28 protein-coding genes are annotated in these 25921 nt (G+C 66.6%); 19 read left to right on the forward strand and 9 right to left on the reverse strand.

Going from position 1 to position 25921, the window contains the following annotated elements; all coding sequences use genetic code 11:
* From F2P44_RS25900 to F2P44_RS25910, 3 genes are all read left to right on the forward strand, one after another.
* Positions 1-2007 carry a nitric oxide reductase activation protein NorD gene (locus tag F2P44_RS25900; protein ID WP_167090837.1) on the forward strand — a complete coding sequence of 669 codons (2007 nt, stop codon included), beginning with the start codon at positions 1-3 and terminating at the stop codon, positions 2005-2007.
* A gap of 135 nt (positions 2008-2142) precedes the next feature.
* A complete protein-coding gene (locus F2P44_RS25905) occupies positions 2143-2664 on the forward strand; it encodes a hypothetical protein (protein ID WP_167090840.1) in 522 nt (173 codons plus the stop codon).
* Positions 2665-2788: 124 nt separating this feature from the next.
* A complete protein-coding gene (locus tag F2P44_RS25910; protein ID WP_167090843.1) occupies positions 2789-3907 on the forward strand; it encodes a DUF4272 domain-containing protein in 1119 nt (372 codons plus the stop codon).
* 54 nt (positions 3908-3961) lie between these two features.
* Here F2P44_RS25910 and F2P44_RS25915 read toward each other — a convergent pair whose 3' ends face one another.
* Complete coding sequence (locus F2P44_RS25915; RefSeq protein WP_229423760.1) at positions 3962-4369, reverse strand: cupin domain-containing protein; 408 nt, start codon at positions 4367-4369, stop codon at positions 3962-3964.
* Positions 4370-4512: 143 nt separating this feature from the next.
* Here F2P44_RS25915 and F2P44_RS25920 point away from each other — a divergent pair, with 143 nt between their 5' ends.
* Positions 4513-5157 (forward strand): response regulator transcription factor, encoded by a 645-nt coding sequence (locus F2P44_RS25920; RefSeq protein ID WP_167090846.1) that lies wholly within the window; start codon positions 4513-4515, stop codon positions 5155-5157.
* On the opposite strand, the gene F2P44_RS25925 is transcribed toward F2P44_RS25920, so the two are convergent.
* The 3 genes from F2P44_RS25925 to F2P44_RS25935 all read right to left on the reverse strand — a co-directional run bounded on the left by F2P44_RS25925 (position 5154) and on the right by F2P44_RS25935 (position 9457).
* Positions 5154-6113 (reverse strand): alpha/beta fold hydrolase, encoded by a 960-nt coding sequence (locus tag F2P44_RS25925; protein ID WP_167090849.1) that lies wholly within the window; start codon positions 6111-6113, stop codon positions 5154-5156. The two genes, F2P44_RS25920 and F2P44_RS25925, sit on opposite strands and share 4 nt — an antisense overlap.
* Positions 6114-6234: 121 nt before the next feature.
* The gene (locus F2P44_RS25930) at positions 6235-9306 is read right to left on the reverse strand and encodes a sensor histidine kinase (RefSeq protein ID WP_167090852.1); all 3072 of its coding nucleotides are present in this window, start codon (positions 9304-9306) and stop codon (positions 6235-6237) included.
* Between the two features lie 13 nt (positions 9307-9319).
* Positions 9320-9457: a hypothetical protein gene (locus F2P44_RS25935; RefSeq protein WP_167090855.1), complete on the reverse strand. Its 138-nt coding sequence runs from the start codon at positions 9455-9457 to the stop codon at positions 9320-9322.
* A 30-nt stretch (positions 9458-9487) separates the two neighbouring features.
* Between F2P44_RS25935 and F2P44_RS25940 the strand changes: the two genes are divergently transcribed.
* The 6 genes from F2P44_RS25940 (at position 9488) to F2P44_RS25965 (ending at position 17617) form a co-directional block, all read left to right on the forward strand.
* Entirely contained in the window at positions 9488-12238 is a 2751-nt protein-coding gene (locus F2P44_RS25940; protein WP_167090857.1) for a hypothetical protein, read from the forward strand.
* Positions 12238-14208: a hypothetical protein gene (locus tag F2P44_RS25945; RefSeq protein WP_167090860.1), complete on the forward strand. Its 1971-nt coding sequence runs from the start codon at positions 12238-12240 to the stop codon at positions 14206-14208. Before F2P44_RS25940 ends, F2P44_RS25945 begins: the two co-directional genes overlap by 1 nt.
* A 141-nt stretch (positions 14209-14349) precedes the next feature.
* Positions 14350-15570, forward strand: coding sequence for a DUF6136 family protein (locus tag F2P44_RS25950; RefSeq protein ID WP_167090863.1), 1221 nt, complete (start codon positions 14350-14352; stop codon positions 15568-15570).
* Entirely contained in the window at positions 15557-16174 is a 618-nt protein-coding gene (locus tag F2P44_RS25955) for an ABC transporter ATP-binding protein (protein ID WP_167090866.1), read from the forward strand. The genes F2P44_RS25950 and F2P44_RS25955 overlap by 14 nt, the downstream gene beginning before the upstream one ends.
* A gap of 12 nt (positions 16175-16186) precedes the next feature.
* Positions 16187-16654 carry a macro domain-containing protein gene (locus F2P44_RS25960; protein ID WP_167090869.1) on the forward strand — a complete coding sequence of 156 codons (468 nt, stop codon included), beginning with the start codon at positions 16187-16189 and terminating at the stop codon, positions 16652-16654.
* Positions 16655-16852: 198 nt separating this feature from the next.
* Positions 16853-17617, forward strand: coding sequence for an SDR family oxidoreductase (locus tag F2P44_RS25965; RefSeq protein ID WP_167090872.1), 765 nt, complete (start codon positions 16853-16855; stop codon positions 17615-17617).
* A gap of 30 nt (positions 17618-17647) precedes the next feature.
* On the opposite strand, the gene F2P44_RS25970 is transcribed toward F2P44_RS25965, so the two are convergent.
* A complete protein-coding gene (locus tag F2P44_RS25970; RefSeq protein WP_167090875.1) occupies positions 17648-18385 on the reverse strand; it encodes a DNA-binding protein in 738 nt (245 codons plus the stop codon).
* Positions 18386-18638: 253 nt separating this feature from the next.
* Here F2P44_RS25970 and F2P44_RS25975 point away from each other — a divergent pair, with 253 nt between their 5' ends.
* Genes F2P44_RS25975 through F2P44_RS25995 form a run of 5 tightly spaced genes read left to right on the forward strand, consistent with a single transcriptional unit; the run spans position 18639 to position 20220 of the window.
* Positions 18639-18785: a hypothetical protein gene (locus F2P44_RS25975; protein WP_167090877.1), complete on the forward strand. Its 147-nt coding sequence runs from the start codon at positions 18639-18641 to the stop codon at positions 18783-18785.
* Between the two features lie 11 nt (positions 18786-18796).
* A complete protein-coding gene (locus F2P44_RS25980) occupies positions 18797-19030 on the forward strand; it encodes a hypothetical protein (RefSeq protein ID WP_167090880.1) in 234 nt (77 codons plus the stop codon).
* Positions 19030-19824 (forward strand): NAD-dependent epimerase/dehydratase family protein, encoded by a 795-nt coding sequence (locus tag F2P44_RS25985; protein WP_167090883.1) that lies wholly within the window; start codon positions 19030-19032, stop codon positions 19822-19824. The genes F2P44_RS25980 and F2P44_RS25985 overlap by 1 nt, the downstream gene beginning before the upstream one ends.
* On the forward strand, positions 19794-20003 hold the full coding sequence (locus F2P44_RS25990; protein WP_167090886.1) for a hypothetical protein: 210 nt from the start codon (positions 19794-19796) through the stop codon (positions 20001-20003). The genes F2P44_RS25985 and F2P44_RS25990 overlap by 31 nt, the downstream gene beginning before the upstream one ends.
* A 22-nt stretch (positions 20004-20025) precedes the next feature.
* Positions 20026-20220 carry a helix-turn-helix transcriptional regulator gene (locus F2P44_RS25995; protein WP_167090889.1) on the forward strand — a complete coding sequence of 65 codons (195 nt, stop codon included), beginning with the start codon at positions 20026-20028 and terminating at the stop codon, positions 20218-20220.
* A 21-nt stretch (positions 20221-20241) separates the two neighbouring features.
* On the opposite strand, the gene F2P44_RS26000 is transcribed toward F2P44_RS25995, so the two are convergent.
* Complete coding sequence (locus tag F2P44_RS26000; RefSeq protein WP_223165105.1) at positions 20242-20904, reverse strand: DUF2238 domain-containing protein; 663 nt, start codon at positions 20902-20904, stop codon at positions 20242-20244.
* A gap of 324 nt (positions 20905-21228) precedes the next feature.
* On the opposite strand from F2P44_RS26000, the gene F2P44_RS26005 reads away from it, so the two are divergent.
* The 3 genes from F2P44_RS26005 (at position 21229) to F2P44_RS26015 (ending at position 22826) form a co-directional block, all read left to right on the forward strand.
* A complete protein-coding gene (locus tag F2P44_RS26005) occupies positions 21229-21798 on the forward strand; it encodes a hypothetical protein (protein ID WP_167090892.1) in 570 nt (189 codons plus the stop codon).
* A gap of 51 nt (positions 21799-21849) precedes the next feature.
* Positions 21850-22251, forward strand: coding sequence for a hypothetical protein (locus tag F2P44_RS26010; protein ID WP_167090895.1), 402 nt, complete (start codon positions 21850-21852; stop codon positions 22249-22251).
* A 65-nt stretch (positions 22252-22316) separates the two neighbouring features.
* Entirely contained in the window at positions 22317-22826 is a 510-nt protein-coding gene (locus F2P44_RS26015) for a GNAT family N-acetyltransferase (RefSeq protein ID WP_167090898.1), read from the forward strand.
* 13 nt (positions 22827-22839) lie between these two features.
* On the opposite strand, the gene F2P44_RS26020 is transcribed toward F2P44_RS26015, so the two are convergent.
* Positions 22840-23337 carry a hypothetical protein gene (locus F2P44_RS26020; RefSeq protein WP_167090900.1) on the reverse strand — a complete coding sequence of 166 codons (498 nt, stop codon included), beginning with the start codon at positions 23335-23337 and terminating at the stop codon, positions 22840-22842.
* A gap of 232 nt (positions 23338-23569) precedes the next feature.
* On the reverse strand, positions 23570-23797 hold the full coding sequence (locus tag F2P44_RS26025; RefSeq protein WP_187363430.1) for a hypothetical protein: 228 nt from the start codon (positions 23795-23797) through the stop codon (positions 23570-23572).
* 99 nt (positions 23798-23896) lie between these two features.
* Here F2P44_RS26025 and F2P44_RS26030 point away from each other — a divergent pair, with 99 nt between their 5' ends.
* Complete coding sequence (locus tag F2P44_RS26030; protein ID WP_167090903.1) at positions 23897-24457, forward strand: DUF2939 domain-containing protein; 561 nt, start codon at positions 23897-23899, stop codon at positions 24455-24457.
* Positions 24458-24472: 15 nt separating this feature from the next.
* Here F2P44_RS26030 and gbpA read toward each other — a convergent pair whose 3' ends face one another.
* Positions 24473-25885, reverse strand: coding sequence for an N-acetylglucosamine-binding protein GbpA (gene gbpA, locus F2P44_RS26035; protein WP_167090906.1), 1413 nt, complete (start codon positions 25883-25885; stop codon positions 24473-24475).
* Positions 25886-25921: the final 36 nt, after the last annotated feature.

Raw genomic sequence — 25921 nt, forward strand, 5'->3', positions numbered from 1 at the left:
ATGGCGGAGGCGGAAGACCTCATCACCGATGCCGCCCGGCACGCCACCATCTTCGTGCAAGCTTACTGGCGGCGCCATCGCCCGCGTCCCGGCCCGGCGCAGCTGGAATTGTGCGACGTGGCCGCGCGCCTCGATCTGCTGGCCCACGCCGTCTTCGGCCGCAGCTTCCGCCTGCGTCCCTCCCAGCCGCCGGCCCCGCGCACCTTCCTCGACAAGCTCCTGCGCCGCCACGAAGCGCCGCCGCCGGCCAGCGCGCTGCCGGGCACCGACGGCCACAGCATCTGGCTGCCGCGCGCCATCGCCAGCGGCATCGACGGCGTGCAACAGCGCGCGCTGGCGCGCTATCGCCTGCTGCTGCTGCAACAAGCCATGCGCGCCACGCGCGGCAGCGCGCTGCACTACCCGCAGCGCGAGAGCGCCTGGGTGCAAGCCTGCTACCACCTGCTCGAAGCGCGCGCCGCCGACGCCGCGCTGGAGCGGCTGCTGCCCGGCATCGCGGGCGCCCTGCAGGATTGGCGCCGAACGGCGCTGGCCGCGCGCCCCCCGCTGCGCACGCTCGCGCCCTCCCTGCACCCGCTGGAACAGGCGCTGCAAGCCGTCCTGGCGGGCACCCCCGCCGATGATGCAGGCACGCCGCTCCAGGTGCTGGAGCAGGCGCGCCGCATGGCGCCCAGCCTGGCCGCGCCGGGCGGGCAGGCGCAGCGCCGGGTCCTGGCAGGCGACGACTGGCTGGGCGAATTCATGCCGGCGCCCGCCTGCGCTGCGGCAGCTTCCCGCGCCGGCGAGCGTGAGGAGGAGTCCGGAGCGCGGCGCAGCGCCCGGCTGGCGCGCCGCCCGCGCGCGCGCCGGCAGGACGAGGATGACGAGCAGCCGCCGGGACCGATGATGGTGCAGACGGCCCAGCCGCACGAGCAGGCCGAAGACGCCCTGGGCGTGCAGCGGCCCACCGACCGTGATACCGGCACCGCCGCCGAGGACTTTGCCGACGCGCTGTCCGAACTGCCCGAAGCGCGCATGGTGTCCACGCCCGGCGCAGCGCGCGAAGTGCTGCTCTCGGACGACCCGCCCGACGCCCAGGCCAGGCGCCAGGGCATGGCGCCGCAGGCCGCCGACGGCGAAGCGTGCCCTTATCCGGAATGGGACTGGAAAACCCGTCGCTACCGCGACCCCGGCGCCATCGTCACGGTGCGCACCGCGCTGCCCGGCGCGCAGGCCACGGTGGACGCCATCTTGCGGCGCCAGGCGCCGCTGCTGCGCGCAGTGCGGCGCCAGTTCGAACTGCTGCGCACTGAGCGCACCCGGCTGCGCCAGCAGCTCGACGGCGATGCCATCGACCTGCAAGGCTGGATCGACAACCAGGCGCAGCTGCTCGCCGGCGGCAAGCTCGACCAGCGCCTGTACGAGGCCGAACGGCGCGGCCGGCGCGACCTGGCCGTGATGCTGCTGGTCGACATCAGCGGCTCGACCGACAGCTGGGTGTCCGGCCAGTGCCGCGTGATCGACGTCGAACGCGAAGCCCTGCTCATGGTCTGCGCGGCGTTGCAGGGCCTGGGCGAGCCGTTCAGCGTGCTCGGCTTTTCCGGCGAGGGGCCGGGTGGGGTGGTGGTGCATGCCATCAAGCGCTTCCCTGAACCGTATGGCAATGAGGTGGCGCTGCGCATCGCCGGACTGGAGCCGGAAAACTTTACCCGCGCCGGCGCCGCCCTGCGCCATGCCAGCGCCGCCCTGATGACGCAGGCGGCCCGGCACAAGCTGCTGATCGTGATTTCAGATGGCAAGCCCAACGACGTGGACCAGTACGACGGGCGCTATGGCGTGGAAGACTTGCGCCAGGCTGTCATCGAGGCGCGCCTGCAGGGCATCGCGCCGTTCTGCCTGACCATTGACCGCCAAGCTGCGAGCTACCTGCCGGCCGTGTTCGGCGAGCATGCCTACGCCCTGTTGCAGCGCGCCGAGCTGCTGCCCACGGTGCTGCTGGGTTGGTTGCGCAAGCTGGTTGCGTCGTGACGCGCCCGGCATCGGTGGGCGTGGCCCGGCCGCTGCTAAAATAGCATCGCTAAACTCCTGTTTCATAACCCAGCCACATGCGGGAAAAGATGCAGGATCGCCCGCCTCGAATATCTCCACGCGCCAACGCCCACCATGCACTATTATCAATATGCCAGTATACGGATCCATTATTTCGTCTTCGGCGCCTTCCTGACGCTTGGCATGATTGCCGGGATCTTGAACACGTCGTGGACCACCGTTCCTCAGAACGCGTTTCTCGGTACGGCTTCCTTGATTATTCCGTTCCTGTGCGGTGGCGTATGGCTGGTGACGACCTCGCTGCGCTTTCGGCTGACATTGACACCACATGCCCTCACCCTGCGCCGCGCTTATACGACCCGGACAATTGAACGCAGCGACATCGAGAGCTTCAAGGAGGTATACGATCGCAACTACGGCTCAGTCTTGTGGGTGCAGTCTCGTCGAAGAAAACGGTCCAGCATCGTTATCCCGTGCGTCTTCAAGGAGAAAGACGCCGTGATGGCATGGTTCCAGGGCATCCCGGCTTTAGCCGCTGGAATGACATGGCTGCAGCGACACGCGGCGGCCAGCCCGATCACTTGCCACGGCAGCGGTGACGACGAGGTCTTGCCGGCGTCCTGCTTGGCCAACTGACACACTGCGTTTGCTTCCAATTCATTCAAGGACCCAAGGATACATCCGACCATGGCAACCGAACCCGTCACGCTCTTCGCCGAGAAAAAAGAATCCCGCACTTGTCATTGCCGTGTTGCGGAAAATGAAGGCCTTGTACACGGTGGTCGGAACGGAAGACGCGTGGAGCGAAATCGTCGTCAACACGGGTGGACGGCTGGCGAATCATCGGCTGAGGATCACCCACGATCCCGATTACTACAGCGGGCCGGGGTGGCAGCTTCAGATGAACGGCATGCGCGGCTATTTCTCGCGCTTTCCGGAGGCGCCGGAACAGGCAAAGGTGCTCGCCCTGACTGAAAAATTCGGTTTCGTACTGGGCACGATCTGCGATCCCGATGCTGAACCCGGTGACGAACGATACGCCGTTTTGTCGGCGATCGCCGAAGCGCTGGACGCGGTATGGTTCACCCCATCGGCCATGCGCGATGCCCATGGCAGGGTGCTGTACGGCCTCACGGAATGCGACCCGGGGGCCACGTGGCCGGCATATGCCCCCATCCTGCCAGCGCCGGACGCGCTCAAGAACCAGCAACTGGCATTGAAACAAGGGGTATTCAGCGAACTGGCCTCACTCGGCTTTCAGCCTGCCGATTCCTTGCCCCTGCCCGACCTCGACGTCCGTGTGCGTGATGCGCACGAGGTCTGCACGCGGCTGATGGCATTGCAGGCCGTGTTCGCCTGGGCCGCAATACCCGAATATGTCGCCGCGACTGCGCTCCTGCAAGGCTACATCGAGCGCAACGAGCTGCGCGCATCGATGACGGAAAGCGAACTTGCACTGATTAATCTGCCGCGCCAGCGGTCGCAATCGCTGCATGCCAATACGGTCGGGTGGCGGCTGGAAAACATGTGGGCACTGGCATGGATCGCAGGCTTTGAGCGGGTGCCGGGACTCGATGCCAGCCAGATTTCCGATGACGTCGTCAAGGCGATGCTGTTCGACTTTCTGCCTGGCTGGAATGGCAATGCCGCCGCTTTCTCAGCGGGCGTCTCAGTGCGCCCGGCCAGCGAGGTGATCTACATGGAGTACAAATTCTACTGTGCCCATAACGCAGTCAGAAGTGCCCAACTGGGTGGCGCCACCGTGCCTGCGGGTTTCGACCCCGTCATGCATGGCGGCACCGTTCACGAACGCCGCCACTCCCTCACGTGGGCGCTGGCAGCAGGGGATGACTGGGACGATACCGATCTGAGCACCTGACGCACGCGCGCCCAGCCTCGATGGCGCCGGGTGATCGACGCATTCGTCCGCTGTTTATTTGTCGAGAATCACGATCGGCTGATTTTTTTCCACCACGTAGGTGGCCAGCTCGGACGTGATGCCGGTGCCGGTATTTTTTGCCGAGTGCACCGCGCCGGCCGGAATGTAAATCGATTCGCCGGCCTGCAAACGCACCGTCTTGCCGTTCAATTCATACTCGATCGAACCGCTCAGCACATACGCAATTTCCACACCCGGGTGCGAGTGCTTCGGAAACGAGGCGCCTGGCGCGAAGTCGACCCGGACCTGGATCGCCTCGCGTTGACTGTCGAACTGGCTGCGCACGGTTTCGGTGCGCGCAATCCCTTTGGCATCGAACTTCGGTGCCGGCTGTGCCATGACCTGCGTGGACACCAACACCAGCGATACCGCGCTGACCGCAATCTTCATAATGAAACTCATGATTTCTCCTGTGGGGCGGCTGGCCTCATGCCAACCGTATTTCTCGTTAATCCGAACGGACAAGCGGCGCTCGCCGATTGCCCTGCCGGTTTGTGTATTAAACTGCACGCCTTTCCGCCGCCCACCATCACGGAGTGCAAGTCTTGAGCAGTACTGAACCATCCAGCAGCAAGCCGATCCGCATCCTTCTGGTCGACGACCATCCCATGATCCTGGCGGGACTGGCCGACACCATTGCCAGCCAGGCCGGCATGTGCGTGGTGGGCGAACTCGAGGACGGCGTCGGCGTTCTCGATGCGTTCGAGGCGCTGCGCCCGGACCTCACCATCATGGACATCGCCATGCCCCGCATGGACGGCTTGCAGGCGCTCGAAGCGATACGCCGGCTGCACGGCGATGCCCGCGTGATCATGCTCACCACCCTGGCGGGCGATCACCAGATGCGCCGCGCGGTCGAACTCGGTGCCGCCGGTTTCCTGATGAAGCACAGCCTGCGCAAGGACTTGATCGATGCGATTGTCGCGGTGCACGCCGGCAGGCGCTGGATCCCGTCCGACGTCGCGCGCACGCTGGTCGAGCAACTGGGCCAACCCAAGCTGAGCGAGCGTGAGGCCGAGGTGCTGCGCAGCGCCGCCGCCGGCAACGGCAACAAGCAGATCGGGGCGCTGCTGGGGATCGCCGAAGACACCGTCAAGGCGCATATCCGCACCATCCTCGCCAAGCTGCACGCGCATGACCGCACCCACGCGGTCGCGCTTGCGGTCAAGCGCGGCATCATTTCCCTCTAGCCTGCGCCCTTGAGAAACGCCAGCAGGTCGCTGTTCACCCGGTCTTTATGGGTGTCGGTCAGGCCGTGCGGCGCGCCCGGATAGACCAGCAGTGTGGCGTGCTTGACGATGGCCGCGGCGGCGCGCCCGGAGGCGTCGATCGGAACGATCTGGTCGTCGTCGCCATGGATGATCAGGGTCGGCTTGTCGAATTTACGCAGGTCGTCGCGGAAATCGGTTTCGGAGAACGCCTTGATCGAGTCGTAGGTGTTCTTGTGGCCGGCCATCATGCCCTGCATCCACCAGCCGTCGATGAGGCCCTGCGACACTTTCGCGCCCGGGCGGTTGAAGCCGAAGAACGGACCGGCGGCGATATCCTTGTACAGCTGCGAGCGGTTTGCCAGCGATCCGGCGCGGATGCCGTCGAACACGTCGCGCGGCAGTCCGCCGGGATGGTCCGCGGTCTTGAGCATCAGCGGCGGCACGGCCGACACCAGCGCCAGCCCGGCCACGCGCTTGGTGCCGTGACGCCCGACGTAGCGCGCCACTTCGCCGCCCCCGGTGGAAAAGCCGACCAGGACCGCACCCTTCAGGTCCAGCGTCTCGATCAGCTGGGCCAGGTCGTCGGCATAGTGGTCCATGTCGTTGCCCTCCCACGGCTGGCTCGAACGGCCGTGGCCACGGCGGTCGTGCGCGATGCAGCGGTAGCCATGATCGGCCAGGAAGATCATCTGCGCTTCCCAGCTGTCCGAGTTCAGCGGCCAGCCATGGCTGAAGACCACCGGCTGGCCGTTCTTCGGCCCCCAGTCCTTGTAGTACAGCGTGACGCCGTCGCGCGTGGTCAGGGTGGCGGGCGGGCGCGTCCGATTCGATGGAGTGGCGGCGGCGGCGCTGGCGAGCGAGACGCCGGCGGCAGCGGTGGCCGCGCTCAGCAGCACGTTGCGGCGCCGCTGGTCCGGATTGGTATGGTTGGTCATGCTTTCCTCTGTAGTAGTCAATAGCGGGCATGGTGAACATGCCGGCCATAGCGTACCGTGCAGGGCCGCCGGCGCCATCGTCACGCGGAGTGCAAGCGCTCTAGCTCATTCGGGCTAGGCGCTACGCCGCCTCGGCATGCACACGCCGCCGCTGGCGCAGCCTTTGGAACAGGGCCGCCGTGCGGCGCCCGGGGTAGGCCTGCTCGGCCGGGATGTCGAGTTGCATGGAGGTGCCCTGGCCGGGCGCCGAGAGCAAGGTGCAGACCGCGCCCAGCGCCCGGGCGCGCTCGCACATGCCGACGATGCCGAAGTGCTTGCGCGGCGGCGCCGTCCCCGCAACCGGCGCCGCCATGCCGCAGCCGTTGTCGCGCACCAGCACGGCAAGTGCCTCTGGGCGGTAGTCGATGAGCAGTTCCACCTTGCTCGCGCCGGCGTGGCGCGAGGCGTTGAACAGCGCTTCGCGCGCGATCGCCTGCACCTCGTCGCGCACCCGCGCGCACAGGGTGCGCGGCTTGCCCTGGATGCTGGCCGTGAAACGCTGCTGCAGCAGCACGCGGCCGTACTGCGCCAGCGCCTGGCCCAACTCTTCCGGCTCACCGGCGCTGCGCAGGTCCGAAATGCAGTCGCGCCCTTCGCTCATCAGCTCGTCGGCAAGATCGAGCGTTTGCTCGATCTTGCCGCGCTCCTCGGTGCCGATCGGCAGGCTGCGCGCTTGCTGGCCGAACAGCATGATCAAGCCCTGCACGCTTTGCAGCAGCGTGTCGTGCAGGCCGCGCGCGATGCGTTCGCGCTCGGCCAGGCGCTCCTGCATCCGGTCGCGCAGGCGTTCGGTCAGGCGCCGCACGCGCAGCCAGTACAGCGCGCCCAACAGCGCCGCACCAAGCAGCACCATCAGGGCGATAAACCATCCGGTTTCGACGAAGCGCGGCGGCAGCACCAGTTCCAGCGTGGCGCCGGTATCGTTCCATACCCCATCCTCGTTGGCGGCCGCCACGCGGAAGCGGTAGGCGCCGGGACGCAAGTTGGTGTACACCGCTTCGCGGCGCGTGCCGGCATCCTGCCAGCGCTCATCGAACCCGTCGAGCTTGTAGCGGAAGCGCACCCGTTCCGGAATCGCCAGGCTCAGTGCGGTGTAAGCGATGCGCAGGTCGCGCGCGCCGATGGGCAGGCGCAGGCGTCCCTGCGCCGGGTAGGCGACATCGCCCGAACGCAGCGAGAGTACTTGCACCGGCGGCGCCAGCCGGTTGCGCGAGACGGTGGCCGGATCGATACTGGCCACTTCGCTGGCGGTGGCGAACCAGAGCCGGCCGTCGCTGCTCTGCGTCATCGATGGCAAGGGACGCAATTGCTCGGCGCTGCCGACCAGGCCGTCGAGCCCGTCGAAACGCTCGAACGGCAAGGGCCAGGCCGGCTCGCGCAAGAGACGCCCGACGTCGGCGGCGCCAATGCGGCTGATGCCATCGGAGCCGTACAGCCACAGCTCGCCCGTGGCGGTACGCACCATGCCCGAGATGCCGCGCAAGCGCTGCCCGCCGGCGACGCTGGCGCCGTGCCAGCGCAGGCCGTCATACCAGGCCAGCCCGTCGCGCCCGCCGGCCCAGATGCGCGCGCCGTCCACCAGCAGCGATTGCACGTCTCCCAGCTGCAAGCCGTCGGCCTCGCCGAACACCCGCACCCGCGTGTCGTCGATCAGGGCAATCCGGTTGCGCAGGAAGCCGGCCCACACCCGCCCGGCGGGGTCGGTCGCCAGCGCCAGGGCCAGGCCGTCCGGCATGCCGGGCAAGCCGCCGTCCTTGCGCCAGGTGTCGTCCTCGATCCTGAACACACCCTGGCGCGAGAGCGAACCCCACATGCGGCCCTGGCCGTCGATCGTCATGGCCTGCATGTCGTAACCGGCCAGGTGCGCCGGGTGCGGCAGGCGCGTGAGCGCACCCGAGGCGGCGCGCCGCCAGCGCTCGTTGAAGCTGGCCAGCCACAGGGCGCCGTCGGCGGCGCGGTAGGCGGCGGTGAGCGTCAGGTTCCCCACGCTCTCGTGCGCGCCCTGGGCGTCGTAGCGGCGCAGCGGTTGGCGCCGGTCGCCGATGATCACGCCGCCGCGCTCGTCGGCGATCACGCCCGGGCGGTCGAACGCGGTGGCGGCCGGCACCGGCCGCAGACGCGTGCGGCGCAGGCGGTCAAGGCCGGCCGAGGTGCCGATCCACAGATTGCCTTCGCGGTCCTCGAACGCCGATTGCGGCAACGGACCGCTCATGCCATGCGCGCGCGTCAGCTGTTGCGCGCTGGCGGCCTTGCCGACATACGGGGCCTGGCGCCGTTCGAGCGCGTTCACTTTCAGGATCCACATCGTGCCATCGCGGTCGAACAAGGCGCCGTTGCCGCCCAGTTCGGCGCGGGGCTGCGGCTTGCCGCGCGGCGTGGCGGGCAAGACCCGGTAATGCTTGTCGACGCCGTCGGAGCCCCACAAGGTGCCGTCGGGCGCTTCGGCCATGGCCATCAGGTCGATATGCGGCCACGCGCGCCGGTAGGATGCCTGGCCCGGATCGCGGAAGTAGATGCCGCCTTCGACCGATACCCACTGGCGGCCGTCGCGGCCATACAAGATCTGGCGGGCCGGCTTTTCCGGCAAGCCTTCTTGCAGGCCGACGCGGCGAAAGCGCGCCGCGCCCGGCGCCAGGTGGCCGAGACCGGTGCTGGTGGCGGCCCACACGCTGCCATCCGGTCCCTCGGTCATGGTCATGACGGCGCCCCGGGGCAGGCCGTCCGCTTCGGTAAACAGGCGCATGCGGCCATCCGCGAACATGCTGATGCCGCCGAAGCGCCCGCCTACCCACAAGCGCCCGTCGCGCGTGGTCAGCAGTCCCAGCGTATTGGTCGAGTGCAGGCGATGGCCCTGCACGCTGTCCATGCGCTCGAAGTCGACGCCGTCGAAGCGAAACAGGCCGTTGGGTGAACTGATCCACAGCCATCCATCCAGGGTCTGGGTGAACTGCACGACGTCGGCGGGTGCGCCGCGCTGGCCGTTCCAGGCGGTGTGGGCGTAACTGGACAGTGGGGGCGTGCCGGCCTGGGCGGCGCAGGACAGCACCAGCGCCGCCCACGCCAGGCTGCGGCGCAGCACAGCGGCAGTCATGCTCGCGGCCATGCTGGGGCGCTCGCTGGGCGCCGCGTTTTTTTCCTCGAGAGTGTTTTTCATAATTTCGCGCACATCATACTTGAACGCCAATCACAGCCGCTGCAAGCATGCCGCGCCAGCCACCCCGGGCAAGCTGCTTTTTACCATTTTCACCACTGTGACAATCGGTGAGATTGTCTGTAAATACAGTACCTATACTGATTTTGGTCAATCGTTCTCTGGTTTCCTGGAAGGATGCAACATGGACTCTCTACGCTCGCTCCCGCGCCGCTTTCGGCTGCGCCCATTGCTCGCTGCAATCTCACTCCTGGCGGGCAGCTGCACCGCCCTGGCAGCCGGGCCGGCAGCCAACCTGCAAGTGAGCACGGGCCCCGGCCCGTCGGAAGTCGTGTTTCCATCGATCGATACCCCGACCATCAAGCCGGGCCGCGCGCCGACGGTGGATTTGCGCGTCTTGCCCAAGGGCGCGCAGGTGTCCTTGCCCAACCAGGACATGGGCCACGTTTTCATGCGCATCCCGCCAACCGAAGCGGTCACGCTGTCGGGCGCCGATGTCGCCAACAAGGTGATCGTCCCGCTGCTGAGCGCGCTGCATTTCGAAGGCGGCATGCGGCGTCTGCGGCGCGCCCCCGAGGCCGGCCTGCCGCAGACGCGGCCGCAGCTCGACGGTGTCGCCCAGTTGCTGGCCCTTGAATACCAGGGCAATGAAAAAGCCACCCGCCCGCGCACCCTGGACATGGTCGACGCCTTCCTCGGCAAGCGCGCGCCCACCGACGATGTCGAGCGCAACCTGCTGATCGCGCGCGGCCTGACCTTCGCCCAGTACAAGGCCGACATCGAACGCCAGGAAATCATCTACCCCTTCATGCAGGTCGAAGGCGACGTGCCGATCGAGCACACCCTGCTGCTGGCCTCGCGCTGGGAAGGGCAGAGCGTCACCAGCGTGCGCGGCTCGCTGCTCCACCGCTATTCGATCGCCAACGCGCGCCCGCAAAGCGCCGAGGGTGCCGACCTGCGCGCGTACGCGGCCTTGAGCAGGGTCAAGGGCATCGACAGCGTCGACGGCAAGCGCGTGCTCGACGGTCCATCGCTGGTGCTGCTGCCTTTCGGTAACGACAGCGCTGGCGGTGTTTCCCTGCGCTACGCATGGCGCATGGTCGTCGAAGGCATCAGCTTTGGCCAGGCGGTGCCGTTCAGGGTCTGGTCCGATGCCGCCACCGGCACCATTCTGAAAATGCGCCCGCTCGTCTCCGATGTCAGCGCGACCGGCAATGTGTGGCGGCGCGATCCCGGCACCGGGGCGACCCAGGTGCGCAGCTTCGCGGTCGACCCCGCGGTCGGCGGACAATACACCCTCAAGCTGGCCGGCGTGGTCTCGCGCGTGGACCACCAGGCCGACGGTTTCGATGCCGAGGATGTGTCGGTATCGAGCACCCTGGGCGGGAGCAGTGCAACCTTGGCGAACTTCAACCAGGCACCCATCAACAACGGCGCGACCGCGACTTGCTTCAGCGGCGCCAATCCACGGTTCCAGCAGGTGAACTACTTCGGCGTGTTTCACCTGAACTGGAAGCAATCGCTTGCGCACGGGATCTACACGCCCTTCCCGACCAGCCCGTGGAATCCGCGCATAGAGTCGGCCTCGGCCGGCTGCAATGCCTGGTCCAGCATGAATTTCGGGGCCTGCCAGGGCTACTTCGACGCGACCTGCCCCAACTATTCGGATGGCACTGCCAGCGCCACCAACTTCATGAACTTTGCCCACGACAACACGGTGGTCAGCCACGAACTGGCGCACAACGCGGTGCAACGTTTCACCGACGGCCGCCCCGCCAACTGGTGCGGCATGGCGCCCTGTGCCATTCCGTTCGGCATGGGCTCGATGCACGACCTGGCCGACGCCTGGGCCGATCATTTCGATAACACCAACTGCACTTCCGGCTGGGCCGCCAAGAACCTGGGCGGCGTCAATGCCAGCAATAACTGCCAGGGCAGCCGTGGCCACAGCGAGGCCGGCAGCCTGCCGCGCCTGCATGAAGTCACGACCCCGTTCAATCCCGCCATCCCGGGCGACCATTTCCCGGAACACCGCGACCTGTCGAGCATCGACTACGCCGACATGCAGATCGGCTCGGCGATCCTGTGGCAAGTGCGCGAGGGCATGCGCAGCAAGTGCCGGCCATCCGGGCATCCGCAGTATTTTGTCCGCTTCACGCGCGCGCTCAAGAACGCCGGCTTTTCCGGCAGCGTGGGCGGCGGCGACCGTGGCATCTATAACGTGCTGCGCGACCTGGAACTCGAAATGGTCGAGCAATGGGCCACCTCCGGCTTGCCGGGCGGGCCGCCGGCATTCGCGCACAACGGCAACCACACGACCAACAAAGTGCTGGCCGGCTTCGCCAAGGGCGGCGTGTTTGCCATTCCATCGGCCTGCATCGACGGCGACCCCGGCACCTCCGACGCGGCCATCTGCCCCACCGGCGAGAACGGTGCCGATGCCGTGATCGACATGAACGACAACGACCTGGGCGACGATCCGGTGGTGGACGGCATTACGCACCGGGAAACGGATTTCCTCAAGCTGGGCGGCCCCGCACCGACCTTCCAGGTCTGGACCGGCCCGCGCTTCCGCTTTACCGGCACCAGCGCCCGGCCGGTCAGCGGCACGGCGATCTGCAATGCCAAGTACATCGTCGAAGCATCGACCGATCAGGCCTTTTCGCCGGCATCGACCATCAACAGCGGCTGGCGCGTGGTCGACCTGAACACCGCCACGCCGGCGTCGCCGGAATGCTCCGACACCTGGACCCCGAATGCGGCCCAGTGGACCACGCTGCAAAGCGGCGGCCACCTCACGCGCGTGTACTACCGGACCCGCACGCGTGACGCCCTGGATGGCAACGAACGCATCTCCACCTCCCCCGGCGCGGGCCTGTGGACGGTTCCGCCGCCCTATGCGGTCATTACCACCACGGGAGGATCGGACTATTGATGCGCGCCCCACATGAGAGCAAGCACGCCCGGCGCGTGCTCGCCGCCCTGGCCGCCGCCGCCGCGCTCGGGCATGCGTTTGGCGCCGGCTTGCCGTCGGCGCAGCGCGTGCTCGATCCCCCCCTGGCCGGGGCCGCCATGGCCGTGGTCGACGGCCGCCTGTGGGTGGCCAGCCGTGGCGGCGGCCTGGTCGGGTTCGAGCGTGGCGCGCGCAGCATGCGCTTCGATCTCGGCCAAGGCTTGCCCTCGGCCGTTGCGCAGGAACTGGCCGCCTTGCCCGATGGCCGCCTGCTGGTTGGTACCCGCGCCGGGCTGGTGCTGGTCGACCCGCGCGATGGCAGCGCCAAGGCGCTCGCGCCAGCGGGCACGGGCCGCGACAACCTGGCCGCCGACCTGGTGCTGGCGGCCACCCGGGACAATGCGGCGATCTTCCAGCTCAGCCAGCCCGACCCCGACGGCGCCGGGGGCCAGGCTGACGCATCGCTGTGGCAGTGGGATGGCACGCGCGTGCAAGCCTGGGATCCGGGGCTGGGCGGCGGGGTGGTGGCCACCGCCGGCCTGGTCGACCGCAACGATGGCTGTTTCCACCTGGCCGGCATCCAGGTCGATGGCGCCGGACAGCGGCCCTGGTACGCGCGCCAGTGCGGCGCGCAACTGCGTACCTGGCGCCTGGCCGACGGCGCGCCCGCCGGCACGGTCGGCGTTGCCGCCATTGCCAGGGCAGCCGATGGCCGCTCCACCATCCTGGTGATGGTGAGCCAGTCCGCGGCCAATCCCGCCTCGCGCCGCCATGTCGTGATGAGCCTGGACCAGGATGGCCGGCTCAGCCCGCACTGCTCGCGGGCCAGCTTCAGCGAGCCGGTGACCGGCCTGGTGCAAGCCGGCCCGGACCTGATCGTCGCGCGCGCCGGTGCCGGCCTCCATGCGCTGGGCTGCGGTCCGCTCAAGCCGCTTTCCGCCGACCCGCGTGTGAGCAACGCCACCGCCTTGCTCCATGACGCCCGTCTCGGCCTGCTGGTGGCCTCCGATGGCGCCGTCTGGCAACTGGGGAAGGACGGCACGCCGCTGGCCCTGACGCCTGCGTCCGGGGGCGCGATTCCGATCGACGCCTTGCCGATGGAATACAAAGCGAACGGCGCCCTTGCGCTTCTCAGTTCGCCGGCCAGCGGCCCGCTGGAGCTGGCACGCACGGCGGACGGCTGGCGCGTGGTACGCCAGTGGCGCGCCGGTATCGACCTGCCGGTGGGCGTCTACGGCGCGGCCGCGTACGCGGAGCCGGACCAGGTCATTGCGGTGCAACTGTCGCAGGGCTTGCTGCGCCTGCGGCAAGGAGCAACGCAAGCGCTGGCGCTTGAGCCAGGCGCGATGCCGCTCGATGTGGCGATCACGTCCGGCGGCATGTGGATGGCGGCCGGCGCCGCGCCCTTCGGCGGCGCCGGCGCCGGCCTGCACTTCCTGCCCAACGATGGCAGCGCCCGCTTCGTGCCGCTGCCCGGCCGCCAGGCCGAGCCCAGCGGCCGGCTGCTGGCCTGGCCTGACGGCCGGGTATGGGCCGCTACCCGCCTTGGCATCATTGAAGCCGATGCCAGGGGCGCCGCGCGGCGCATATCGGCAGGCCGTGTTGAGGTGCTGTACCGCAATGCCTCACGCAATATCATCGGTGCGGTGGGTGCCAGCGTGCAATACTGGGACGGCGCGCGCATGGTGCCCGTGCTGTTTGCGATCGAGCCCGCGCCGGCGCGCCCGCTCGGGCATCCGGTCGATCTGGTCATCGACGATGCGGGCCGCTGGTGGATTCTGTTCTCGGGAGGGCAAGTGGTGCTGCTCGATGCGGAGCGGCGCCATGTGGCGACGCTCGATGAGCGCTCCGGGGTCGCGCCGTCGAGCCGGCGGCTGCTCTATTTGCCCGGCTCGCGCGAGGTGCTGATCGGCTCGGCCCGGGAAGGCTTGTTTTCGCTGGCCTGGCCCTGACACGGCGCGTGATCGGCGGCGCACATGCGACGGTGACGAGCGGGACCAGGAGGTACGGTTGTTAAGCAGTCTCTAATTATCCAGCCCTACACTCGGCGCCAGTCGATTCCTCTGGAGAACAGCATCCTTCCCGCCACCCTGTTGCGCTTTCGCCTGCGCTGGTATGCCGTCAGCACGGCGCGCGTCTTGCTGCGGCGCTGGCAGGCGCTGGTGCTGTTGTGCGGCATCCTGGGATCGGCCAACATGTCGCTGTTCTCGAATGTCGATTCGCTGGCCACGCCGCTGCTGGCGCTGCTGTCGCCTGCGCATGGCGCCGCGTGGCGCTTCGCCTATCTCATCGCCTTGCAGGCCATCGCCGTCATGTGGGCCCTGATGCAGCGCGAGCAGATCGGCGGCGGGGCATTCATGGCGTATGCCCGCTCGCTTCCGTTCACCGAGCGCTACCGGCGCCGGGTCGACACCATCGTGCTGGTGCTGGCCGACAGCCCCCTGCTGGTGCCGCTGGTGTGCGCGCTGCTCGTCGTTGGCCCTGGCCGCGGGCAGGCAGCGAACTTCTTGCTGATGCTCGTGGTCGGCCTGCTGGCGCTGGCAGCCCAACTGGGCGCGCTGGACCGGCGCCGGCTGGCCTGGATCGCGGTCGCGGCGGGCGACCTGCTGCTGGCGGTTGCCGTCAACACCGGCTTCCAGGCTGGCGCGTGCCTGCTGGTGGGGTGCGCTGCCTGCGCGTTGCTGGCGCTCCGGCTTGCGCGCGCGGGCAGGCGCTGGCAAGCCGCGTTTGCGCGCGCTGGCGCGCCGTTCGCCGCGCTGCTGCTGGCGACGGGCCGCCGTCTTCATCCCGCCATCCTGGTTTCGGCCGGGGTCCTGTTGCGCCAGCGCCGTTCCGAGGTAACCGGCAAGGCCATGGGTGCCGCCTGCATCGCAGCGGCCGCACTCGCCTTGATGCAAGTGTTCGGCCATGACCGGCGCGCGTTGGGGGTTGCGGTGATCGCACAGGTGCTCATGGCGCTGTCGATCAGCGGCCTGTATCGCGGCCTGCAGATGGCGCATGCCGACGCTGCCCGCTACTTCGCGGCGCTGCCCCTGCGGCCGGGGTGGTGGCGCAGCTTCGACATCGCGGTGGTGGTAACGCTGGCCCTGCCTTTTCTTGCGATTCCCGCCGTCGCCCTGCTGGTCCATCGCGTGGGCTCGCCGGTGAACATGATTGCCGGCGCCGCGTCGAGCGTCGCGCTGTTGTGCGTGCTGCGCGTGCCGCAGCTATTCAATGAGCGCCATTCGGTGGTGCTCAGTTCAATCGTGGCCGGCACGTGGGGCGCCTTGACGATTGCGTTGATCTACCAGGAGGATTACCTTGCTGCGCTTTGAACAGGTTTGTAAGTCATATGGCAGCAAGAGCGTGCTGCGCAATGTCAGTCACCATTTCGCGTCCGGCGCATTTGTGCTGCGCGGCCCGAACGGCATCGGAAAGTCGACCTTGCTGGGTGTGTTGGCCGGTGCGGTGGAAGCCGACAGCGGCATGGTCTGGATAGACCGCCAGCCGCTGCGGGACGCATCCATGCAGGCCAGGGCGCGCCTGGCCTACGCGCCCGATGAGTGCCCGGTCTATCCCTTCATGACCGGGCGCGAGCTGCTGGCGTTCGTGGCGTTCGCCAAGCGCTGCGCGCTCAGCGCGGAGGTGATGGATGTCTGCGCGCGTTTCGGTCTGGGCAGTCATCTGGACACGCGCTGTGGCGATATGTCGCTCGGTACGCAAAAGAAGTTGATGCTGGCCGCGGCGTGGATCGGCGATCCGTGCGTGATGCTGTTCGATGAACCCTCGAACGGGCTCGATGCCGCCGCGCGCCTGGTCCTGATCGAGCTGCTGCGGGCGCGCAGCGGCGCCAACGTCATCCTCGTTTCCACGCACGACCACGAGTTCGCGCACGCGATCGGCGCCACTGTCATTGAGTTCGATACATTGAACGGCTGACTTGGAAAAACCATGAAGATACTTACCGGCGACCTCCTCCAGCTTGCACTCGATGGCACTGTCGATGTCATCGTTCACGGCTGTAATTGCCAGTGCCAGATGGGCAAAGGCATTGCGCTCTCGATCAAACGCCTGTTTCCCGAAGCGTTCGCAGCTGATCAAGCCACAGCAAAAGGAGACATGTCGAAGCTGGGAACGATTTCTGTTGCAGAGATCGACCGCAACGGACGAAAATTCTTCATAGTCAACGGTTACACGCAGTATCACTGGCGCGGCGACGGCAACAAAGCCGACTACGCGGCAATCCGGCTGGTGATGAAAGCGGTCAAATCCCGCTTCACGGGAAAACGGATCGGCTATCCCAAGATCGGCGCGGGTCTGGCCGGAGGGGATTGGGCGCGCATTGTGCCGATCATTGAAGAGGAACTCGATGGCGAGGATCATCGCTTCGTGGAGTTCGTTCCAGAAGCCAGGGCCTGAAGGTCCGCGCGGACGCATCCTGACGGAACCATGGTTCCATCGAGTACGCTGAAGGCCGGAAACGGTAGTGATCGCGCCGCGCGGATTCATCCCGCCTGGCGCGAGTCCGGCACACGTCAAAGCAAGAAACGGATAGATCGGCGCTACCGCCTTCCTTATGCTCGAAGCCCGACAGACAACCAGCATAAGGATCGGCAAATGAATCAGTTATCAGGCAAGGTGGCGATTGTGACGGGGGCAAGTACAGGCATTGGCTACGAGACAGCCAGGCTGTTTGCGCGCGAGGGAGCCAAAGTGGTGGTCACGGCGCGCCGCCAGGCCGAATTGGACGTGCTCGTCGCCGAAATCGAACGCAGCGGCGGCGAAGCGATTGCCGTCGCCGGCGATATCAGGACAGAGGACACGGCGCGCGCCCTGGTCGACGTGGCCGTCCGCAGATTCGGCGGCCTCGATATCGCCTTCAATAACGCCGGCACCACAGGCGACAGCATGGCGCTCGCGGATATGTCGGCCGAGGCCTGGACTGCGATTCTTGACACCAACCTGACCAGCGCCTTTCTCGGCGCAAAATATCAGATTCCCGCCATGCTCGGACGCGGCGGCGGCTCGCTCATTTTCACATCGAGCTTCGTCGGCCATACCGTCGGCTTGCCGGGCATGGGTGCCTATGCGGCCAGCAAGGCCGGCCTGATCGGCCTGATGCAAGTGATCGCGGTCGAATATGGTGCGCAGGGCATCCGCGCCAATGCGCTGCTGCCCGGCGGGACCGATACCCCGATGGGACGCGCCTGCGCCAACACGCCCGAAGCGCGCGCCTTCGTCGAAGGGCTGCATGCATTGAAGCGCCTGGCGCGGCCGCAGGAAATGGCACAATCGGCGCTGTACCTCGCTTCCGACGCATCGAGCTTCACGACCGGATCGAGCCTGATGAGCGACGGCGGCGTGTCCATCAACCGGACGTGAAGCGCCATGCGGGCGGCGCGTCCGCCCCGGCTATTGCTGGGCGCGCAGCGCTTCCGCCTCGGCCCGCAAGGCGCTGCGGTCGGCATTCGACGCATCGAGGCGCGCGCGCAGGTCCTTGATCTCGGCCTCGAAATTGTCGCGCGCGGTCACGGCCCCGATCAGCTCCATCTCGGCGGTAAGACGCGCATCCGATACCGCCGCCTGCGACGCCACATTGCGCTCGATCTGCAGGCGCAAGTCCACCAGCTGCTCGTTCTTGCCTTCGATGGCCAGCTGGTCTTTTGCCTTGCCCACCAGCGCCTCGGTGGCCACCAGGCGCGCGTTGCGCAGTTCCACCGTCAGGCGCTGGATGTCCTGGTCCCGCTCGGTGACCGTCGCCAAGGCTTGGTCGCGCGCGATCGTCATGCCGGTCAACTGCGCGCGCAAGTCGTTGCGCTCGGCTTCGAGCTGCTGGCTTGCCGCGAGCAGGTCCGCCATGTCGCTGTCGGACTGCGCCAGCGCGTCGCGCACGCCGGCGCCGGCGTCGTGCGCGAACTGCTGGGCCCAGTTACCCAGCACGGTCGCAACCGACTCAGGAATATCCGCCCTGGGCGGCTCCGGCGGTGTGGCCTCGCTGGCGCGCCAGGCAAGCAGATGCTGGTGAATCGTGTTGGGGGAACCGGCGCCGAGCGCCTGGCGCACCGCGTCGATGCTGATCCGCGTGCCGTCGTCGCGCAGGCTGATGGCCGCCGCAGCAACCTCGTCGTAGGTGACTTCCTGACGTGCCATAACATCTCCGGTAGGGGTAGCGTTGTAGATAGCTAATATCATACGCCGCGACGACAATCCGCCGCGCCCTTCTGCTCGCCTGGCATTCACGCCTGCGCAACGCCGGCCGGCGCGTGGCCGGCATGCAACGTTGTGCACAATTTCCCGCTCCCTGCGCCACATGAGCAATGTAAAGAGTTCTTTACATTTGCATTGTAAAGTTCTACAGTCTGCGTCGTGGCACACCGATATCCCGACCAATCCGAGGAGCAGCATGCAGACCTGCACTTTCAGTGACCCGATGTACCTGACCAGGATCCTGGCCGCTGCCGGCCTGGGGGCCGCGCTCATGGCCGGCGCCGTCGTCAGTGGCGACAGCGATCTCGGCGCCCCCTGCGCAGCACGCTCGCCGCCCTGCTGATCCTGCCCTTCGTGCTGATCTATCCGCTGCTGTGGCGCTGGCACCGCCGGGTCGATGAAATGCTGCAAATGGTGCATTTCCGCGCCTGCCTGTTCAGCGTCTGCACCAGCGCCGGCCTGTTCGGGGCGGCCGGGGTACTGCAGGCTTGCGGCCTGATCGGCCCACTGCACGCTTTCCTTGGCTTCATCTGCGTCGTCGCCACCTGGTCGCTGGGCCTGATGCTCGCCGACCGCGGCCAGCACTGATGGCCACCATTACCGTCACCGGCGCCGCCGGCTACCTGGGATCGTGGGTCGTGGCCGAAGCGCTGGCGCTCGGCCACACGGTGCACGCTACCGTGCGCGACCTTGCCGACGAGGCCAAGACCGCGCATCTGCTCCAGCTCGGCGCGCGCCATCCCGGGCAGCTGCATCTGTTCGCGGCCGACCTGCTGCGCGATGGCTCTTTCGACGCCGCCCTGGACCAGGCCGAGTACCTGATCCACACCGCCTCGCCCTACACCCGCGCTGCCCTGCGCGACGTGCAGCGCGACATGCTCGGCCCCGCCGTGGACGGCACGCGCAACGTGCTGGCCAGCGCCAACCGCTGCCCCACCTTGCGCCGGGTCGCCCTCACCAGCAGCATGGTGGCCATGATGAGCAGCCTGCGCGACGCCTGCGCCCATCCCGGCCACACGCTGGACGAGTCGCACTGGAATACCGGCAGCACCGCCGACGACGAGCCCTACAGCTACGCCAAGACCTGCGCCGAACGGGCGGCATGGGACATCTGCGGCGCGCAAGCGCAATGGCAGCTGGCCGTGCTCAATCCGGGCGCCATCTTCGGCCCCTCGCTGTCGCGCCGCAGCGACGCCGAAAGCGTCAAGATGATGCAGCAGTTCCTGAAGGGCGCCTTTGCGGCTGGCGTGCCGGCCCTGCATCTGGGCGCTATTTGCTGGTTGCCGAAAGCTGCCCGCTGCTGCGCATCGGCGCCACCATCAGCGGCTGCTGTCCCGCCTACCGGGCCAGGATGCCACGCCGCGAATTGCCGCGCTGGCTGATCTGGCTGGCGGCACCGGCGATCGGCATGCGGCGCGACTATGTGCGCGATAACGTCGGGTTTGCGGCGCTGTACAATACCGCGCGCAGCCGCAGCGGGCTGGGGCTGAGCTATCGCAGCATCGCCAGCACGCTGGGCGATCATGTGGAACAACTGGAGCGCGATGGCTTGCTGGCCTGAGCGCGGGGAGCCGGGAGCGGCGATGAAAAACCGGATAAGCGAATTGCGCAAGGCCCGTTCGATGAACCAGTCCGACTTGGCGCAGGCGCTCGACGTCAGCCGCCAGACCGTGCACTGCATCGAGACCGACAAGTACGACCCCAGCCTGCCGCTGGCCTACAAGATCGCGCGCCTGTTTGGCACCACTATCGAAGAAGTGTTCGACCTGGAAGCGTGATCCCATCCGGGCTTGCAGCCGTCATTGGCCGGCGCTGGCCTGGCGGAGACGCGCTCCGGATGGCGCGCGCCACGCCGACCAGCCCCACACCAGGCTGCCCAGCGTGGCCATCAGCATGTCCTTGTGCGCATCCCACATATCGCCCTGTTGCCCGTTGTACGACTCGGCATCCTCCGACGACAAGATCATCGCCACCGCGAACTCGAACCATTCGTACCAGAGACTGGTGACCATCACCGCGGACACGGCAATATAGAATCCCAGCCGCACCGACAGGCCGCGCCGGGACGTCAGGTAGGAGATGGCGCCGGGCGTGAAACACAGGCCGAACAGGAAATGCACGAGCCGGTCGAAGTTATTGCGCGTCCATCCGAACGACTGGTCGATGGAAAAGTGAAACAGCGCCTGTCCCCACGCATCGTAAGGCACGTTGGAATACATCCAGCGCGCGGCAATCGAATGCACGGACAGGAACACGGCAATGAGCAGGAAGTCCAGGTCGGTAAGACCACTGCGTTTGGAATACTTCCACAGGAGCGCAAAGCCGACCAGCGTGAGCGAACTATGCAGCGCCTGTTCCACCGGCCACAGCGGATTGATCCACGTGACGGCGAAGATGAGCAGCATGATGACGGTGGAGGTGCGCTTGGAAGGATACATGGCTGTGAAGGAAAAATGAAACAAGAACTGGTCCGTTCCCGGCAGTTCGCTTGGGACGCTATGGTATGCGATGAATCAGCTTTGTTTGGCGAAAATATATCCTGTTCTCCATCGCCGCAGCATCGCCAACGCGGCGGAAAACGGCAATGTCGTGCTCACGGTCGGGAAAATGGTATCGTTTCGCCATGCTGCGTCTCCGGGACGATACCGCCGGCACCGGCTGACATGCTGTTCCCGGCAGCATGCATGCCGGCGGTCCGGCCGGACAAATCGAAAGCGCCATGTTCAGACAGGCTACAATCCTGTCTCCCTCGTCTGAACCCAGATCCCACGCACCGGAACTCCAGCATGCGCCATCGTCTAGCCGCCCTCGTACTTTGCTGCATCACCACCACGAGCATGGCGCAAGCCGGCACGTATGAACCGTCCATCGGTGTGTCGTTTCCTTCCGACATCGCCGGCCTGACCTTGGATGGACGCACGGAATTTCCGCAAAAGGCACTCGGCGTGGTGATCGAATATTCCGGCGGCGACAGGACGCGCGGGGCGCTGTATATCTACAATGGCGGGCTGGCCTCGGTGCCGGCCGATATCGATGCGCCGGTCGTGCGCAAGCATTTTGAACGCGTCATCGCCGACCTGAAAGCATGGGATGGCAAGGGCAAGGTGCGCATGACTCAAGCCGTCGGAAACACCGAAAGGACCACCACCTTCGCCGGTTGCGGCCCCCAGTTCATCGTGCGCGAGTTCGAGATCGACCTGCCGGAAGGCACACTGGCGTCGGCGTCTTATCTGACCACGATGAAAAACAACTTCGTCAAACTGCGCGTGAGCTATATGAAAAGCTCGGCGCAGGGACCGCAGGCGGCGCAGAAATTCGTGCAGCAGGTTCGTCATCTGCTTGGTGGCTGCCGATAAGCCCGGCTGGCCGCCCCGTTGTCGTTTAGCGCCCATCAACGCCCTACGTTGATGAATCGCGACCATCTCGAGTCAATCGTCACGGTCCTGGCCATGTTCGCGGCCGGGCTCAGCAAGCCAGTCAACTATCACGCCATTGAGATGACCGAGGACGGTTTTCATTTTTACCAATACGAGGGACGCTGCGACAGTACGCGCTGGGACGAGATACGCGACGTCCGCTTCATGCGTTCCTACGACGACCTTAGCAACAACATTGAAACCGAGTGGCTGATCGACACCGCTGACGGCCGCCACATTGCCGTGCTGGTGGAGTTCATGCACCGCCGGCGCTTCGGCCGGGCGCTGGCGCGCCATGTGCCCGGGTTCCTGGCCGCCCCGGCGCGGGCCGGGGTCGCATCATGGAAAACCGGTGTGTGGCAGTGCTACGCGCCCGCCGGCGGCCAGCAATAGCCCTTGCCACGGCCGTTTGGCGCCTGGGTTATCATCGTCATCCGCCCCTTTTTCCTGGCCTTCCCATGCACATACGCCGTCTTGTTCCCTCCGATGCCTCCGCGTTCCAGTCGCTGCGGCTGGCGTCCCTGCGCGAATGCCCGTCCGCCTTCAGCTCCAGCTACGAGGAAGAGTGCGATACGCCGCTGTCGGCCATCGAAGCGCACATGGCCCCGGACTCGGGCCGCAACCGCTTCGGCGCCTTCGATGGCGCGGAACTCGTTGGCATCGTCGGCGTGGGCCGCGAGAGTGCGCCCAAGCTGCGCCACAAGGGCTTCGTGCGCGGCATGGCGGTGGCGCCGGCCTGGCGCAACCAGGGCGTCGGCCGCCAGCTCCTCGCGCACGCGCTGGCCTTCGCCGATGCCATGCCCGGGCTGCGCCAGGTGACGCTGACCCTCACCGCCGGCAACGTGGCAGCGCTGGCGCTATATGAATCGATGGGATTTCGCATCTTCGGCCACGAGCCGCGCGCCCTGTGTGTCGACGGTGTGTTTTACGACGACGTCCACATGCTGCGCGACGCCGGCGCAGGCTGATTCTCCAACTGCGTCACCACAGGTGACGCTGATGATCGATGCGCGCGACCGGCGGCTTGCTTGCCATCAGTTCGTTGGCCCGCAGCGCCGGGCCGTGGAAGATGTTGAACACGACCTTGCGATACGCCCAACCGCTTTCTTGCGCCACGCGATAATTCCCGATGATCCGCACCCAGCAGTTCGGTTCCAGCAGCACGTTGGAAACGGCTTTTGCCGGTCTGCGCCGGGCGTGATAGCCAAGGAAAGCGACATGTACGCCTGCCGCCGTGTGCTCAATAGTGAGCGGAAAGGCCTCGCTGTGCTGTTGGGCGAAACGAACCACTTCCGTACCATGATCGATGGCGAACCAGCGGCTTTCATCATATCGCACAAGATGCAACAGAACCGGGTCGGACAGCGTGCAATCGGGAATCGAAACGCGCTCCGGAACGGCGTTTCGCAAAAACGATCCCGGCGCGCCGCGCGATGCGCCGGTCCACCACGTTTCGATGATCTGAATCAGTGTCTGCATGCGGATACCTGAAATGAGCATCGGCTGGCGCAAAGTGCGGGCCGACCGTTCCGATTCTACCGCACGACCCATGTAAAATGGCCGGGTCAGGGATGCCCAGGCGCTGTCCAGCGGGCCCCCGACAGGAACAATGAAGGCGCCGATATGAATGCAAACGTCCCTCCCCTCATCGGCTGCGTCACCGCCATCGCCGCAATCTCACGCAACCAATTCATGAAGCCGCTCTGAGTTTCTACACCCGCAGCGCGTCCGCCGGCAGCATGCGCATCGCCAGCCACGCATGGCGCGCCACCGCCGCCAGCGCCGCCGCCACGGTCGACGCCAGCGCAATCAGCAAGGTCCAGTAGCCGATCGGCGCATGCTCGACATAGGTCGCCAGATAACTGTTGATCGCCACCGCCGCCAGCGGCAATGCGATCAGCGCCGCGATCGCGGTCAGCGCGCCGATTTCACGCACCACCAAGAGGCCAATGGCGGACCGGCGCGCGCTTCATCATTGCATTTTGACGGCGCGCGCCGTGTAGAATCCGGCACATCGTCAACCTACAGAAGGACATCCGTGAAGGCAATCCACCTCAAGCTCGGTATCGCCACGCTGTGCGTCGCCGCCGGCGCGGCGTACTGGTACTACTCCCCCCTGATCGCCCTGAACCAGATGCGCGCGGCGGCCCGCGAGAACAACGCCGAGAGTTTCAACGAGCGCGTCGATTACCCGCGCCTGCGCGAAAGCGTCAAGCTGCAGCTCGGCGCCGCCATGAACGAGGAAGTCAAACGCAGCGACACCAGCGCGTTCGGTGAAGCCGGTACGGCAATCGGCAAGATGCTGGGAATGGCCATGGCCGACAAGATGGTCGACGCCATGGTGCGGCCGGAATTCGTCATGCGCGCGATGGAACAGGGAACGCTGCATCCGCGCCCGCATGGCGCGCAAGAGAATGGGCCCAGGAAGCCGGACCGCAAGTACACTTCCGAGCGCGTCGGCCTCGGCCAGTTCATCATGCACCTGGAACCGGACAATCCGGGCGAGCGCCGCATGTCGCTCGTGATGGAGCGTCACGGCCTGGCATCGTGGAAGCTGGCGGAGGTGCGCATGGGCGCCCCCGCCGCCGCTTCCAGGTAGGCCAGGGCTGCCTGGTTACGGTGCGATCCAGGCGTCCTGCCAGTTGGCGCCCACGCCCGGCTCGTAATGCGTCGACGCCGCGGTCCACTGCGTGCACCAGCCGCTGTACGGGAACGGCTTGCAGGTGTAGACCTTGCCGTTCTTGGATTGCAGCACGCGGGTGCCGGCCTTGTAGCTGGCCAGCGAGGCCGGGAACACATGATCGTAGGCCGCGCTGCCTTCTTCCGTCAGCGTCAGCGGGAAGGTCTTCTGCAGCACCGCGCCGCCGTCCTTGACCACCGCCTTGAGCACCAGCTGGTGCGCGCCCGCCTTGGGTGCGTTCAGGTTCACCGCCAGTGCCGCGCTGTTGTTGTTCAGCGGCGCCGTGGCAAAGCCCTTCGATACGCCCGCCTGGTCGTACACATACGCGCTGACCTCCATGTCGGCATTGGCGCTGACGCTGAAGTTGATCGCCAGTTGCCCGCCCTTGATCACATATGCCGTGCGCAAATCGCTGACGCTGAAGTCGGCCGGCGGCGGCGTCTGGTCCTTGTTGATCTGGACTTCGACCCGGGTCAGCGCACTGGACGTTTTTGCGTACACCGTGTTCTGTCCGTACACCGGGGTGATCTTGCCATCCTGGCCCAGCTGGCCCGCGTGCAGCTGCGGTTGTTCGGCGTTGATGCGGGTGGCCAGCAGATAGGCCCAGTTATTGCGCAAGCCTTCGCTGGCGCTGCCGATGGTGACCTTGGTTTGCAGTTCCGGATGCTCGCCCGCCGCGTCGAACACGCGCGTGGCCACGCTGTCGCCGGCGGCCAGGTCGACCGATGGATAGATCGCGCCGCGCTGGGTCCATTCCGGCACCGGCACCGTGCCGCCATCCTTGAACAGCACATCGACCATGTTATAAAAACTGTTCGGCGTATCGGCGATTTCCCATACGCCCAGGATCACCTGGTAGCCAGTGCGCTGCGGTACCGTGCAGTTGTGGCTGACCTGTGCGGGCGGCTGGCGGTTGCCGCCGTCGATCACGCAGAAGGGGGTCAGGTCGAACGAGGCGCGGGTGAGCTTCTGGTTCGGATTCCAGTTCGATTTGGTGATGTAGTAGCGCCAGTTGCGCGTGGCGTGGTTGGCCGTGAACTGCCACTTGAACACATTCGCGCCGGCCTGCATGGGGCGCTTGGTCCAGCGGCTGCTGGTCTGTTCATTGAGTTCGCCGAATTGCGCCAGAGCGGCCGAGGCGATGACGCCGTCCGCCGGTCCCTGGGCCGGAAAGCCGGATGGCGCTTCCAGGCTTTGCGGTTCCCACTGGATGGCGCCGCAGGCGCTGTTGCCGCCTTGCTTGCACAGCAGGTTGCGCGATTCAGGCTGGGTGATGTAGCCGTGTGCCATGGCACTGGCGCTGCATAACAGCGCGCAGGCGCCGGCGATGGTGGTGAGTGTTTTCATGTTGATTTACCTTTCGGACGGGACGACATCGGTAAG

This window comes from Massilia frigida (assembly GCF_011682175.1).
Classification (GTDB): domain Bacteria; phylum Pseudomonadota; class Gammaproteobacteria; order Burkholderiales; family Burkholderiaceae_D; genus Telluria_A; species Telluria_A frigida.